General features: G+C 48.4%; 4 protein-coding genes. 3 read left to right on the top strand and 1 reads right to left on the bottom strand.

Going from position 1 to position 15,323, the window contains the following annotated elements:
- Window positions 1-194: 194 nt before the first annotated feature.
- The 3 genes from KD145_RS09800 to KD145_RS09790 all read left to right on the top strand — a co-directional run bounded on the left by KD145_RS09800 (window position 195) and on the right by KD145_RS09790 (window position 3,150).
- On the top strand, window positions 195-1,313 hold the full coding sequence (locus tag KD145_RS09800; RefSeq protein WP_212005712.1) for a transglutaminase family protein: 1,119 nt from the start codon (window positions 195-197) through the stop codon (window positions 1,311-1,313).
- 149 nt (window positions 1,314-1,462) lie between these two features.
- The gene (locus tag KD145_RS09795; RefSeq protein ID WP_212005711.1) at window positions 1,463-2,353 is read left to right on the top strand and encodes a helix-turn-helix domain-containing protein; all 891 of its coding nucleotides are present in this window, start codon (window positions 1,463-1,465) and stop codon (window positions 2,351-2,353) included.
- A gap of 74 nt (window positions 2,354-2,427) precedes the next feature.
- A complete protein-coding gene (locus KD145_RS09790) occupies window positions 2,428-3,150 on the top strand; it encodes an SDR family NAD(P)-dependent oxidoreductase (RefSeq protein ID WP_212005710.1) in 723 nt (240 codons plus the stop codon).
- A gap of 74 nt (window positions 3,151-3,224) precedes the next feature.
- Here the strand turns inward: KD145_RS09790 and KD145_RS09785 are convergent, their stop codons facing one another.
- On the bottom strand, window positions 3,225-15,299 hold the full coding sequence (locus tag KD145_RS09785; RefSeq protein WP_212005709.1) for a LysM peptidoglycan-binding domain-containing protein: 12,075 nt from the start codon (window positions 15,297-15,299) through the stop codon (window positions 3,225-3,227).
- Window positions 15,300-15,323: the final 24 nt, after the last annotated feature.

Raw genomic sequence — 15,323 nt, 5'->3', positions numbered from 1 at the left:
TAAATGATCTTAGCATCAGCCTGCCAACATTACATGTTGTTTCTTACCTTTTACACCAGATAGTTACTGATTGTTTGATATGTTTATTTTTATAATATGTTTTATTTGAAAATAAATAGAAATTTGTTGCAACCTTTATCAACCTCAATCGTCTTTATCAAATAATGTATTGTCCGCGTTAAAATCGATATGCCATGAAGTTATCAACTGTACTCGTCTTTTTGGGAATTTTACCTGTCTGTACTGTATTCGCCCAACAGAAATTACCCGTTATCCGGGCTACTTCAAAAACAGTCAGCATAAAGGATGGGCCCAACTTTAGAAAGAATGCCTGGACCATTGAGCCAGAAACCAAACCCGACATCTATCCTACATCTGCAAAGAAAGTGACCTTTTACACGGATGTGGATTCCATTTCAATCACCGTAAAACCAGAGCATCCCCAGGACTTCTATATCCTGCTGAATGGCAAAGACTCCGCCCTGACGAGAGTCCGGTATGAGCCATCCCGGCTGGAGATATTAAAGAAGGCCAAACAATACAACTATAACGACAAAAGAGAACAGCCTGCCTTTACCTATCAGCCAGCTAACGATACTGCCTTAAAGCGTATCCGGCACGATCTTAAACTGGATTCCATTGCCGGCACCGGCAACGATGCCTCCAAAATGATCAACCTGATGCAATGGGTACATAATATCATCCGGCATGATGGCAACAGTAATAACCCCACCTTAAGGAATGCTATCGATATTATCCGCATCTGCCAGAAAGAAGGTAGGCCTTTCAACTGCCGCATGATGGCTACCGTATTGAATGAATGTTACCTGGCGATGGGTTTCAAGTCTCGCTTTGTAACCTGTATGCCCAAAGAGCTGAAGTTTGATGACTGTCATGTTATCAACATGGTCTACTCAGATGAGCTGAAAAGATGGGTCTGGATGGACCCTACTTTTGGTGCCTATGTTATGAATGAAAAAGGAGAACTGCTGGGACTCAAAGAAGTACGGGAACGGCTGATCAATGGTCAGACACTGATCCTCAATCCTGATGCCAACTGGAACAAGAAAAATTCACAAACCAAAGAAATGTATCTGGATAACTATATGGCTAAAAACCTCTATCGCCTGGAGTGTCCTGTGGCCAGTATGTACGATACAGAAACACCTGTTGCCGGCAAACAACTCAACTATATACAGCTGGTACCGCTTGATGCCCTTAATCAGCAGAACCAGACATTAGAAAGCCCCAAGAAGGTTTCCTATATTACCCATGTGACCAACAATCCGGATCTCTTCTGGACCAAACCATAACATAAATTGTTTTACAACAGCAGTGTCTCCGGAATCGGGGACACTGCTGTTGTACGTGATATTTATCGCCGGACAAAGCCATCACAGGAAGATAGGGTCATGCATTTCTCTTATTTACTGTAATATGAAACAATTGTTACATTTGTGATATGCATACATCATTCTCATCTTCCGTTATTCCAAAATATTCGCTGGAGCAATCGGGTGGCAAGGATAACCTTTTTGATATTCGTATCGTTGATGGGAAATCCAGGGAGCATCCATCTTTTTTTCTGGCGCCACACCGGAAAGACTTTTATATGCTGGTGTTGGTGGAACAGGGTAGCAGCAAGCACTGGGTGGATATGCAACCTTATACACTGAAGCCTGATACTTTTTATTTTACGGCCCCACAGCAGGTGCATGTAAAAGAACATGCGGAACCCATGCGTGGAATCGTACTTTGTTTTACGGATGCTTTTCTTGCCGCCACCGCGTATCAGCCCATAAGAACGCTGCCCATCCTGCAAAATCCTTGCAATGGACATGAGATGCTGCTGCAGGCAGCAGAGGTGGCCTATCTCCGGGATACGATGCTGATGATGGCTTCAGAGTATGAGCAGCGGCCAGACTGGCATAACAGTATGTTGCAGGCATACCTGCATGTATTGCTGATTTATCTCAGCAGGTTATATACCGAAAAATTTACCGCAGAAGAAAATAAACCAGACCGTGTGCTGCTGAAGAAATTCCTCGGTCTGATAGAGACCAACCATGCCATACACCATGAAGTGGCGGCCTATGCAGAGCAGTTGAACATTACAGCTGGTCACCTGGGCGATGTGATACGCCAGCAGAGCGGTAAACCTGCGATAGCACATATTCATACGCGTTTGTTGCTGGAAGCCAGACGGCTGCTTTTTCATACCGATCACTCTATTAAAGAGATCGCCTATACATTGGGTTTTGAAGATGCCTCCTATTTTAACCGTTTCTTTAAACGCGGTTGCAACGAGACCCCGCTTGCCTTCCGTACCGCCACCCGGAAAATGTACCATTGATCCCGTAATGTGTGCAGTTTCAAATGGCAGCCCACAGTTAATTTTGTGCTACAACATTAAATCATACGGATACGATGAAAAAAGCATTGATTACAGGGGCCAACAAAGGCATAGGCTTGGAAACAGCCAGACAACTACTGAACGCAGGTTATTTCGTATATATCGGTTGCCGCGATGCCGCAAAAGGAGCGGAAGCAGCCGCGCTGCTGGGTAATACCAATACAGCAGTGATTCCGCTGGATGTAACCAATATAGATTCCATTATCGAAGCAAGGGAAGAGATCGGCCGTACTACTTCGCAACTGGATGTGCTGATTAACAATGCAGGCATCCTCGGCCAATTACCGCAAACTCCTTCTGCAGCGCCCCAGGCTGCCATTCGTGAAGTATTTGAAACGAATTTTTTTGGTGTCATCAATGTAACGCAGACGTTTCTGGACCTGTTGAAAGCAGCTGAACAGCCAAGAATTGTAAATGTTACGTCCGGTCTTGCTTCGCTGACCTTGCACAGCGATCCGGCATGGGTGTACTATCCTATAAAATCAGCTGCATATGGACCTTCCAAAACGGCCCTCAACGCTTATACGCTGGCGCTGTCCTACGAACTGCGGGATACTGCATTCAAAGTGAATGCGGTGGACCCCGGATATACGGCCACCGATTTCAATAACCATTCCGGTACCGGCTCTGTGGAAGGCGCTGCTGCATTATTGGTGCGGTTTGCCACGCTGGAGGCAGATGGCCCCACAGGCAAGTATTTCAGTAACGATAGAAGTGGAGAAGAAAGCCCATGGTAAAACATGACCCCATTCCTTCATCAAAATAAAAAATCATTGTTTTTCATTTTGATGAAGGAATGCCCGTTACCAACTCAGGAGGGCCAGTCAGTGACATCATTCAACGATAGAAACAGCCCTCCCATCCTTAACAACGGCAATGTCCGCACTGTTGTAACATCCTCATTCAGGTTAGAGAAGACAGACAGTTTAAAGAACAGTACACCGTTGATGATATCGGGCTGATGTGTCTGTGCCCATAGCTTGATACTATTGGTCCAGTTATCGATCATGGCGTCAAGTGATTTAAATGTATCATTGCCGGCCTGCGGTATTACCCGGATGGTTTGCAACGGCTGCATCACTACAGGCAGCTGTACACCAGACAGCTCGCTGATATCGCTGTTCAGCTGATATGCATAGCTGCAGGTCATCAGGAAGCTGAGAAGGTCCTGTTTGTTGTTTTTCAGTAGTACATCAAACAAGGATTGCAGCTGGCCTTTAAGGGTAGTTTTTTGTTTGCTGCCGGTAGCGGTGGCAATGTCTACCGAAAGATTGTATTCCAATAATGGATTAAAGATATCCGTAAAGCCTACTTCACCGGTGGTGTAAATGAAATCGGGAGCTGTAGGGCGGCCTGGCACCAGCTCGTTGTTGCGTTTCATTTCAGCAACCGTGCGAATATTCTGTTTGGCAAACAGATTCAGTAAAGGCAGCTGTACAGTACGGGCACTGATCGTTTGACCAGTGGCTGCATCCAGCGGTTTTCCATTGGCTTCAAAATAATAGCTGATACTATCTGGTAATGGATCGCCGGGGTATACTTCGGTTTTAAAGCCCGGTATCATCACTTTGGGTTTGTCCATGCCAGAAGCCGGCAGGCCGGTGATGGTTATCACCAGTATATCCGTGAAAGTGCCAACTGTACCGGTACCTTCCTGTAACCGGAACTGGTATACTTCGGTAGCATTATACAGCACACCCTGTGCATTAAAGATCGACAGGCCGTTGGCTGAAGCAGCCTGGATGATCCTGCCGGTCATCGTATTAAAGGATTTCAGTGCAACAGCAGAACGCTGGAAGGCAGTGACATCCGTGGTGGCGGCATCTATCTTCATCAGCACATCAGAAAATACAACCGCTATCTGTGGGTAAACGGTAATAAATTCCGCCAGTTCCGCAAAGGCATCCTGCATGGCAGCGAGTCGGCTCTGCTCATCTTCTATGACATTAAAACTAACGGTGAAGAATATTTCATCCTGAGGGTAGTGGAAGTTACGGGAATAGTGAATATTATAACTCCAGAAGAGAATATCACTCAGGTCTGTATTGTTTTTCACCAGATAGTCCCCGGTCTGGTCAGTCATTGCCGGCGCTACAGGAAAGGCCCGTAGTATCATGGGTACTCTTGCAGTGCCCAGGTCAGCCTGTAAACTGGCTGGAATATCCATGAAGTTGAGCCAGCTGGATGCGCGATAGTCTGCAATGTTCGGCAGATAAGCAATCTGGTGCTCTATGGAACTGCCGGAGAATACCGTATCCAGATCGATGTAGGATATTACTGCTCCCGCATCATTACGGATCAGCTGTGGCGCTGTAACCAGGAATGGTAAAGGAACGGCATTACTGTTTTTGAGGTTTAACCTTGCGGAGGTGATATTAATACCTTCGGTACGATGGCTCACATCAATCTCAGCGGTTACCACAGTATCTTTCCGAGGCATTAATTCATCGCCGTTGGTATCGAGGTAGGGCGTCAGCACATTGACCATTGTTTCTCCAACGATCGGCTCTGCAGCTAAGAGCAGTACTACTATCTGTGCATTGCCTGGATCTACCATGGCGGAATTAACGGTTATTCCGCTTACCACATATTTGGCAGGGTTGGTGGCGTAGGATGGATCCGGTACTTCAGAGAAGAACAGCAGCAGCTTCTTCGGATCTTCCGCATTCTTAACGGCACCGAGTAGCCGGAATACCTGTATCACATTACCCATCAGGGAAGGTGTGGCTGCGGCGCCGGCACTTACCGTCATCGTAAGCGGACCGGTAATGACAGCTCCTCCTGCACTGGTGTAAGTGGATTTTACCGATAACTGCGTAGTGCCGGCCACAGGCAGCGCGCTTAGTTGTAAAGTCACAAACTGTGCATTCTGCGTATCTGCTGTTGCTGTTACTACCTTAAGGCCACCAGTCAGTTGATAGTTCGATATATCTTCCGCTACCGTTTTACTGATGTCGCTTGTAAATTGTACAAGGATGGTATTGGTTGTTTTCGGATCGATGTTTACAAAGAAGAGGCGGAAGTCACCGGCTACTACCGTAGCAGCATATTGAACGCCGGCTTTTACGGTATACGCATTACTTAACCTTACCAGCAGCTGTTGCCGGAATGCTTCCTGTATCTCCAGCTGGCTGCCGGATTCCCCTTCAAAGACAAAGGTCATCCATGATTTTACCAGGTTTGCGAGGGCTGATTTGTTGTCCAGCATGGTCTGCAGGAAAGTCCCCTGTTGCTGATTATCTACCAGTTGTATCGCTGCCACATATTCCGATGTCAGCAGGTTATCTATGTCTCCGAAAACGCTCTGGGTCCATACGTCCATATCAATGCCGGAAAAGTCCAGTGTTCTGTCTGGCGGAGCATTGAAGTTGATTCCCTTGTCGGGGTTGAAGTCCCATATGGGTACCGCGTTTCTGGTCTGGAGCTGTGTAGACACCGGCTTAGGTGCGAAGAGCAGCGGTGGTGTTTTTTGATTGATGGAGTAGGAGATGCTGGTATCCTTGTTCAGGCCAAGCCTTACTACCCATAACTGGTTGCCAGCGGCGTTGGTGAGACTGGCTTCCCGGTCTGTGCCTGCGGCCACTTTGAGTTGATATACACCCGTCTGCTGCATGGCGGCTTCGAAGCTCGCTGCAAATTCAGCGAGGCCTGCAGCCAGGTCACCGGCTTTACCTGCAAACGGTGACAGCACACTGCTCACCAGCCGGATATTACCGGTAGTAGAGAGATCACCCATCACTACACCACCGGTGCGTTCAATGGTAAAGCTGAGTTGCAACGGATAGGTTTCTGCTTTATTCAGCTTGCTGGTGTTCATCGGCAACAGGATGTTGTGTGCAGCGGAAGGAGGTGCTACATTGGTCTGTGCCTGTGCGCGGTCATTGACAAACTTCCAGATGTCTGCAAGCCATCCGTCTACCAGCGATGTGACGTCGCTGGTACCGAGTACAAACATTTCTTCTGTCATGCTGGTGATCACACGGTAACGGATACCCGCAGGGTCGGTGAGTTGATACCATAGCTGGGTGTAGGTTTGCAGATCTCCCGCTGCCTTGTCGCGGATGGAGGACGTGGAAGCGCCTGCATCGGAAGGATGGAAGAATGTGGCCGTGCCCTGGAAGGTAAGCTGACCGCTTTGATCGGTGATATTGTTGATGCTGAGTTGTACCGGTGTTTTTTCAGGGATGTTGCTCACGGTGAGGGTAACAGTCACCTGATCCGTGTCGAGTACGGCACTCACGACTGTGATGCCATGGTCCAGCTGGTAGCGATCTTTCGTTTCGGCAGATACTTTATCCAGCGGCTGTGTAAACACCGCTTTGATAACAGTGCTGCTGATGGCCGAAGCGCTGATCATGCCTTGGTATACGCTGGCATCGAAGGTCAGCGCCAACAGGATTGCAGGTTGTGAGGTGTTGGGGACCTTCTGCACATTGTATACTGATGATACGGATGGCCATTGGGTTAATGCCAGCAGGGCATCATTGTAACCTGTGATCACCGGTGGCCGGTTTAATGGTGTGGCGGCACCGGCAGCAGGATTGGAAAGCTCGGTAATGAGCCGGTTACCATACAGGTCCTGCCATGCAAAATCTATCTGAAGCAGATTGCCCAAACCTTTATAGGGGCTCTGGCTGGCATCGGGGAGGCCTGCAGCCAGATTAGCCATCGCCTTTTTGGTGAACTGGCTGTAAGGCACCTGTACATTAAATAACCAGTCTTCTCCTTCGGCCAGCAGCCTGGGTGTTCTTACCTTGGACAGTGTTTGCTGTTCGTCCTGTGGCGTAGCCGGATTGGCGGGCAGTCCCAGCTTACTCTCTTCAAAATATACGTTGGCATATACCTGGTAAGACAACAGGCTGAACATATTCAGCAGGAAGATCCTGCCGTAGTCGGGTGCATTGAGATTGTCCGGAATGTCCGCTGGTTTGGGCCTTACAGACTGCCAGCTGATCACGCCTTGTGGTACTGTGGAGGAGGTGATGAATGGACCACTGTTGATTTTTATCTGCTGGTTGTCTGCAAACAGACCTGCTACATCACTGTTGCTGTTAGCCAGGGAAGTAAGGTTTACACCATACTTGTGAACGATATCAGCGAGGGTCATATTGATATTGACTGAAACAGTGATGGCGGGCAGGTAAATGGCCGTATACATGGGCAGCGGGTCCGGCCAGTTTTGCTGTGCAGGGTTGGCTGCCTTGATAGCATCGACTGTAGTACCGAAGAAAGCAGCAATGGAGCTGAGGCCGCCGCCAGGTGCATCGGGCCCTACTTCATAGGTGCCTGCTGTTACCAGGATCCGGATGATCTGTCTTAATAACAGCCGGTCGTTGTCTTTCGCCAATGTTGCCGCATTGGCATAATATGCCTGAGATAACAGTGCGAGTGTCTGTACCTTGTCGGCAGCAATGCTGAGATTGGCCACCGGGTTTGCTTCTGCGTACAATACCGCCCTGTTGGGATCTATGCTTTGAGTAGTCACCACGGCATTCATGTAATTGGTGACTGTATTCTGTGTGTTGGTATCCGCTTCTTTTTCGTATAGTACTATCAGTGATAATGCGGCTTCTCCTTTGTCATTGAAGATCCTGTCCGGCAGACCGCTGTTATTGTCGCTGTTGTAGTAATACAGATAGAATCCGCCGGCCCTGGTAATGGAAGCTTCCCATAGCAGCCGGATGAAGCCTGTTTTATCATTCAGCAGCGTCATGTTGTCACTGGGGCCCAGGCTCAGTTTGCGGGTGAGCAGCGTTGTGTCCGGCCGGGTATCAGTAGACAGGTTTACCTGTGCCAGCCCCATGGTGATGGCAGCGGCATTGTCTGTTTGTATACCGTTGGCCGTGGTGCTGTTGGGGTCTGCACTATAGGCAAGTATCAGAGAATGGATCTTTTGATTGTTATTACCGACACCACTCACGATACGTTCCAGTATATTGGCACTGTTGCCATCGGCTCCCATTACTTCATAGGTGGTTTGGGTAGCGGGGGCGGCAATGTTGACCGGTACCTGTTTCACCGTAAAGGCTACTACAGATGCATATCCATATGCTGTCAGTGGTGTGTCTACCATGCCTCTCAGCGCATCATTATATTCCCCGATCTTCATGGCTATCCGGGGATTTATTTTTCGTGTATCCGGGTCCGGTAGTTCCATCAGCGGGTCGGGCATCATCCATAACTGCATACCTGGTGTGCCCGGAGGCTGTATGCTATAAGGCATGCTGAAAAGAGAGGCGGCACTCCATACAATTTCGGTGGTAAACGACCAGGTGGCTTTTTTCGTGTTGAACATGCCTTCTGTGCCGTTAAACACCATGCCTGTCTGCAGTTTATTGGCAATAGCATAGTTTTTGACCAGCGTTATCTGTTTGGCTTCATCGCTGTTGGGTTTGATGGAGATGGTCAGTTTTTGCGGATCTGTTCCGGTGAAGCTGATCCAGTCAACACCATTCTTCAGCATGCTGATATCAAATGCATCGGTGCTGTTGAGGCCGGGGATAGGGAATTGCTGGCCTGTTAATGCGTAAAGCCCTGCAAAGTCAGGCAGTTGGTAGCTGCCCTGGTCTCCGCTAACCCACATACCTTTTTTCTCCGGTGTGATACCACTGGTGGGTAAACGTAAACCGGCCATATAATACCTGGACGTCATACCGGACAACTGCTGTAAGCCGCGGGTGTCCTGTATTTCCTGCAGGAGGTCTCCCACTTTATAGCGTGTGAGGTTGGCGATGTCCAAAGCAGGCGTAGTGCTGCTGTCGAACAGGGCCACTATCTGGCTGTTGGCTGCCGGAGCGGCCAGCAGGACAGGGTCCAGGTGGAATTTAGCGGCAATGCTTTGCAGCGTATCACCGGCCTGGGTAGTATAGGTAAAGTCCGGCAGCAGCAGTGTAGCCACTGGTAAAGGCAGATCAGCCAGACCAGGTACACCACCTTTGCTGATAAGATCTGCGGTGGAAATCTTCATCGCGGCTGCAACCGCGTTGAGCGACTGGCTGGGCAATACCACATAAGGATCTTTACCGGGATAGCTGATCACTACACCGGGATTTAAAGTATTGTCGATAGCCTGATTAAGCGTGGCAAGTGCCGCACCAGTGAAGGAACCGGCGAAGTTACTGTTGCCGGCAATACTGTTAAATGTATCTTTTGCCTGCACCAGATAAGTGGCTCCGCTGATGACGATTTTTTTGTTTGCATTCAGCACTACCGTGTTGTTGTCTGCAAACAGCTCTTCTACGGTGAAAGACTCGCTACCGGAAAGACCGGCGCCTCTGTTGATGGTATTGATAATATCCTGTACAGATTGGGTGTCTTTCAGTAAATATTTGAATTCCTGCAGTGAATCGATGGCTGTCTGAATGATCTGTCTGGAGATCATCAGGAAATAATCATTAAATACGAAGCTGCCCATCGATGGACTGTTGGCGTCATTCAGCGCCAGCAAGGCTGTCCGGTCGCTTTCCTTCCTGGCGTTTACCGCCAGCTGGTCGAAGTAGTTACGCAGGAATTTACGGTAGTCGGAAGATGTTTTGTTGTATTCTTCAAACGTATAGCTTAATTCCGGATAGCCGCTGCCATAGGCCGGCAGGGAAAGTTTCATATCGGGTGCCAGCGGGAAGTAGGTAGCATCTGTTTCCTGGTCGCCTGTAGCAGGAGATATTTCCATGTTGAACCTGCTCTTCAGGAAATAACTGATGTCATCGTTGCTGAAGGCGGCAGTGGTATCAGGATCGTTCAGAATAGCCAGCACCTGTTGCAGATCGGTGATATGGATGAGCAGTTCGTCTACCTGTTCCGGTGATACGGGTGCAGGCTGCATGGCTGCTACTACCCAGCGGAACACCATTTTTGCCAGTGTTTCAAAAGAAGTGTCTCCGGCAGCGGCGGCAACCTTGGTTTCTCTTTCAGGACCAGGTACTGACTGGATAAACAACATGGCTACATAACAGGCCAGTTGCTGTGATACCTGGGTAGCCTGATCGCCGGCCATGGTAAGGCCCAGACCAAGATACGCAGTCAGCTTATAAGGAACGGTGGCGGCTGTGAGATTACGCCAGTTAAGGGTAACCACACTTTGCAGCATGCGGGCCTGACGTACACGGATACGGCGGTTGGCCAGCAACACGGTGCCATTGGTGGATGCAATACGCCAGGGTGGTGTGCCACCAATACCTTTGACCTTAACGGTCTGAGATATTTTCGCGGAGAAGCTGAAGCTGATCTTGATTTTGAAGAGACCAAGATTGATGGATATAGATACTGAGATATCCACCGATGCTGAAAGATTCAGCAGAATATCTTCGTATGGAGCAAAGGTGAAAGATGCCAGTATACGGATGTCTACGTTTACCTCTGCTTTGATGATGGCAAAGTCCACGGTACCGAACAACTTGCCGATAATGCCCACGGTACCGGTTACCTTAAAGTAATAACTGGTTTCCAGCTGATCGGTGGTGCCACCGCCTGCGGTAAGGCTGTATGGGTTGAACTTGGCCAGCAGGCCTTCCACAATAGCCACGAGTGTGAGACTGAATCCTGCTTTCAGGATACCGGCATCAAAGCTGTATCCCAGCCCGAACTGTATCCCGAACCCAAATACGAGTACAGGGTTGAATGTGCCGTCATCGGTTTTGGGTACTCTGTTTGTAGTGGCGCTGGACAGTTTACCGAAATAGATACCCACAGAACCCATCACGGGAATGGGTATACCGATGGGTGTCCAGATGAGCGCCTGGAAGGAAAAGGAACGGGAGAAATCGGCTTTCCAGGGAAAACCAAGATCTACCTGAAAATCACCATTAGTATAATATTCTATACCGAATATAGGCAAGGTGATATTGAACTGCCCCATGCGGATAAAACGCATCTTGTCGGGCAGGGCTATTTCGGCTTTGTATAATCCGATCGTATCCGTCACTTTTTTATACATGATCTGGAAGTCCAGACCCTGGAACACTTTGGCGGCTTCGCCATCGAGTTTGATCCTCAGTGCGTACAGGTTAGGATCATTGAAGATGATCTGCATGGTGAGCAGATAACCGGTTTTGGCGGGAGGGGCGCCATTATCTTTTTTGTCATCGCCAAAACGCAGGATGCCAAAGTCCATACCGGTGATCCAGGAGCTGTTGGCATCGAGGGTTACCGGCGGAATGGTGATGTTATTATTATCAGGTTTGGGTAGTTGTTTCATGCAGGCAATGGCCATCTGTACATTCTCTGCTGAAGCAAAGCAGGGGAGTGTAACATGTTGTCCCATGGCGAGGAGGCGCAGGTCGAGGTATTTGTTGCCCTGTCCTTGCGGTGCCGGCGTGGTTTCCGGGCGGGCAGCATCCCAGCCCAGTGGTTTTTTGGGATCGTCCTGCCAGCGGAAAGAGCCTGTGAGCTCTACGATCACACCATTATCTTCGGGATTGGGCTGATTGGATTTATAGGTCACCTTAATCGCTTCAATTCTGGCAAAGCCCATTTCAATAGGACCAATGTTTACATTGATGCCCACTTGTTTGTCTGTGAAATTATATTCGAGAGACAGGTTGTTGAGTGGTATGGCATTGAGGATATTCCAGGGAGAGCTCAGCGTGAAGGTAGAGCCGGTAGCCCATCCTATCATCAGTTCCACGATACTGCCGATGGTGGTGGATTCTGTAAACGAAAGGGTAGCTATCTGTTTTCCGTTCTTGTTTTCGATCTTTCCTTCCAGCTTGCCCCAGCGGATGCCATAGGAGGTATAGCCGGGTTTGAAATTATAGAATACCGTGAGGGCGATGTTCTGCCATTTGACTTCAGCGCTGAGGGCGCCGAAGTAACCAATTTCTTCCGGTTTGGGGCCTCCGTTGTAACCGGCTGTCAGTATCAGGTTGATGTCGATATTGAGGCCGGGAATACGTATAGGCGTGGCCGTTTTCCCGGTGAACATCCAGGAGTTGGTAATGGTCGCAATGGTGATACCGAGGCCATTGATGGCAATATCAAACTGGCTGGTATCCGGTTTCCAGGCCGGAGGCAGATAAAAGGTAAACAGTTCTATCAGGCTGATCTGTCCGGCTGTTTGTGTAGCGGTGAATGTCCAGCCTTTACCGGTACCCAGATAGGCGGCAGCAACAGTCAGGGCGATTTCGCTGGCAGTGCCGGGGAGTATTGTGACAGCTCCGCCGAAAGTACCGGTGATTTCAGTGGATTTCTGATTGCTGACAGCCAGGGCCATGGCGGAGGCCGTGCTGTCGTTGTCTATCAGTTGGGAAACGGCGGATATGGAAAAAGACAGTTGTGTGATGGTAAAAATATCGACACCTGCCACGGGGATAGTCCAGTTGGCAGCCACGCCCATTGCAAAATTGTAGGAGCCTGCTGCCTGGTCCAGTCCGAATACCAATTCGATGATGGCAATATCTCTGATAGATGCCGGCAATGCTGTTGCAAAGTCTTCACCCAGGTAGTCGGCAATAATGGTTTTAATGGCAATGGGTTTGCTGTTGGGCGCCATCTGACCGGTAATCCGCACCGGCGGAAATCTGGCGGCAACAGATACGGTGCCATCGCCAATCCCAAATATTCCTCCGAGCCCGTAAATGGCCTTTCTTTTTTTGAGATCACCCGGATTAGCTACTCCTATGTTCATCGACAGTTTCCGGAGTTCTACGCCGGGCACCAGTTTCCACGTTGCTGTATCAGGAGTGGAGGCTGCCATGGAAATATCTTCCAGGGTATTGGTGTTATAGTTATATTGAAATCCGAGGCTGTTCAGTTTAATGGCAGTGATGGCGCCCAGCTGGGCTGGTAATAAAGCCCGCAGGTTGATACCTCCTACAAACTGGAAGATGTCATTGAGGTCGGGCATATCATCTGCAAATACGGTCTGCATGGCCCATACACCTTTATTGCATGGGATGGTGAGAGAAACCGTCATCGTAATGCCTGCCTTCAGCGTAGTGCTTAGTTTTCCCTGTGCAGGCAATAGAGCGGTAGGGTCCAGTGTCATACTGACAGTGGAGTTGTTGGGGAACTGGAACCATTGTGCGCCTGAAAAGTTGAGGCCGGGAAACTGCAATGTAAATGCCAGGGCCAGCTGCTCTTTGTTTTCTGTAAAGATGAAATTGGCGGTCAGTCCGGGGAAAGTAAAGGAAGAGGTTTGGCCATCCAGGGTTACCTGTGTTTTATCATCATTGATGGCAGAAGTAGCACTGTTGACAACCACCGTTCCAAAGTTGCCGGCTTTTACCAACCAGTTGGTGAGAAATCCCGGACCCAGTACAGTGGGAAGATCTACAGTCGTTTGTCCTTCCAGTTTGGCATATAGTTCAATCAGTTTGCTGTTGTCATCTGCCCGTAACAGTTTTGTGTTGAAGTCAACCTTTCTTTTTCCTAATATTCTTAATACAATATCGAGCCCCAGTAGTAGTTTGTCGTTTTCTTGATCGTTAAAGAATTCTCCCAGTGCACTAAAAAAAGGATCGTCGTCTTCATCAAAGGCAGCTACGATAATGCTGGAGATTTCAATGACAGGAAAAAACTCTACTGGTGCGTCATTATCCTCACCATATCCTTCTTCCTGTCTCCATTGGGATGGGCAACAGTAAAGGGCCGCAGAAGATTCTCTTCTTGATTCTGCTCCTGCGGATGAGTCATCCCGGCTAAGTGGCAGGGTGGGGTAATCAATTCTGATATCCTGTTGTCCTTTAGAGTATTTAAAGAACGGGCATCCAAAATTAAATACGGTGGCGGCCGTAGCCTGTCCTTCACAAAAGGGGGGGAAGGTGGATTTGTAATAGCAATAATCAAAAAGTACCTGTGGTGCTTTCCCGAAATAGATGATGAGCGTTTGTCCGTTTTGCAGGGTGTTTACCTGCTGCTGAACTATATTTAAACTGAGAATGTTATCCGGCCCTCCCAGAAAAAGTACGCGCTGGTTGATCTTGTATTTTCTGTGAAAGGCTTTGAATGGCTCTGAAGGCTTGTCAGTTCCAGCTAGTAAATTCCACTGCTGATTTACAAGACGCTGGCAGGTGGTCCATTGTACCAGCTCTATTTCCTGGAATAACAATACTACGCAAGGCAGCTTCACATTGGGCTCCAGGTCTTCTGCATCCTGTGCATAGGAAATGGAAGCACACATATTATACAGCGGTCCGGCGCTTTCCCCAAGCGTACCGATACCATATACGGAGCAGAGATTTAGTGCATTTGTATCAATCCTGCCAGCCAGATATTGTACAATCTGTAATTTTTCCTGATAGGGAGAGTTGGTTAAGACCTGTATATCAAAAGGGCTGAGTGTTATGGGGATGGGACAGAAATAGGAAGACCTGTGCAGAAATACGCCCCGCTGCCGGGCATACGCATCCATTTGATGTGCAGTCTCTGTTTTTACCACTATAAACTCTTCATCTCCGGTATACCACATATAAGGCTGCAACTGCATGAAGTATTCTACCCTACAGGCTCGTACAGCTTCCAGTTGGTCATTTCGTTCATGCTCATCAAAGCCACCTGTCAGACCGAAATAGATTTCCTGCGGAACATTCGTCATTATATCGATTACCTGCACATTATTGGTGTTGTTGTTCGCCAGTAGTTTGAATGGCTGGTCCAATGCCGTAAATTGTGGCATTAACAACTGCAATACGCTGATTAGTATCCGCTTTTCCTCCTGGCTACGGTAATACAGGCAGAAACTGTATAATACATTCGAACTAATGGACACCAGTCTTTTTACAATATTCACACAAGATGCCTGATGCCCGTAATTACGACTGCCTGTAATGAGTATTCTTATCTCTGTTTGCTGGTTAAGAAATTCCTGAATATCATCCAGCAATAGTTGAAATACCTCACTATTGGAGTTATCGGAGGCTTCCGAAAGATTATCTATTTCCTCAGAGATCATAGTTAACGATTTATGGTATTATTC

It is taken from the genome of Chitinophaga sp. HK235 (assembly GCF_018255755.1).
Lineage (GTDB): Bacteria > Bacteroidota > Bacteroidia > Chitinophagales > Chitinophagaceae > Chitinophaga.
Note: the sequence above shows the minus strand (reverse complement) of the source record. Positions and strands in the feature narration are given on the sequence as shown.

What these genes read in the sequence shown, in the direction of transcription:
- KD145_RS09800 (WP_212005712.1), top strand. Translation starts at nt 195, where the DNA reads ATGAAGTTATCAACTGTACTCGTCTTTTTGGGAATTTTACCTGTCTGT.
- KD145_RS09795 (WP_212005711.1), top strand. Translation starts at nt 1,463, where the DNA reads ATGCATACATCATTCTCATCTTCCGTTATTCCAAAATATTCGCTGGAG.
- KD145_RS09785 (WP_212005709.1), bottom strand. Translation starts at nt 15,299, where the DNA reads ATGATCTCTGAGGAAATAGATAATCTTTCGGAAGCCTCCGATAACTCC.
- KD145_RS09790 (WP_212005710.1), top strand. Translation starts at nt 2,428, where the DNA reads ATGAAAAAAGCATTGATTACAGGGGCCAACAAAGGCATAGGCTTGGAA.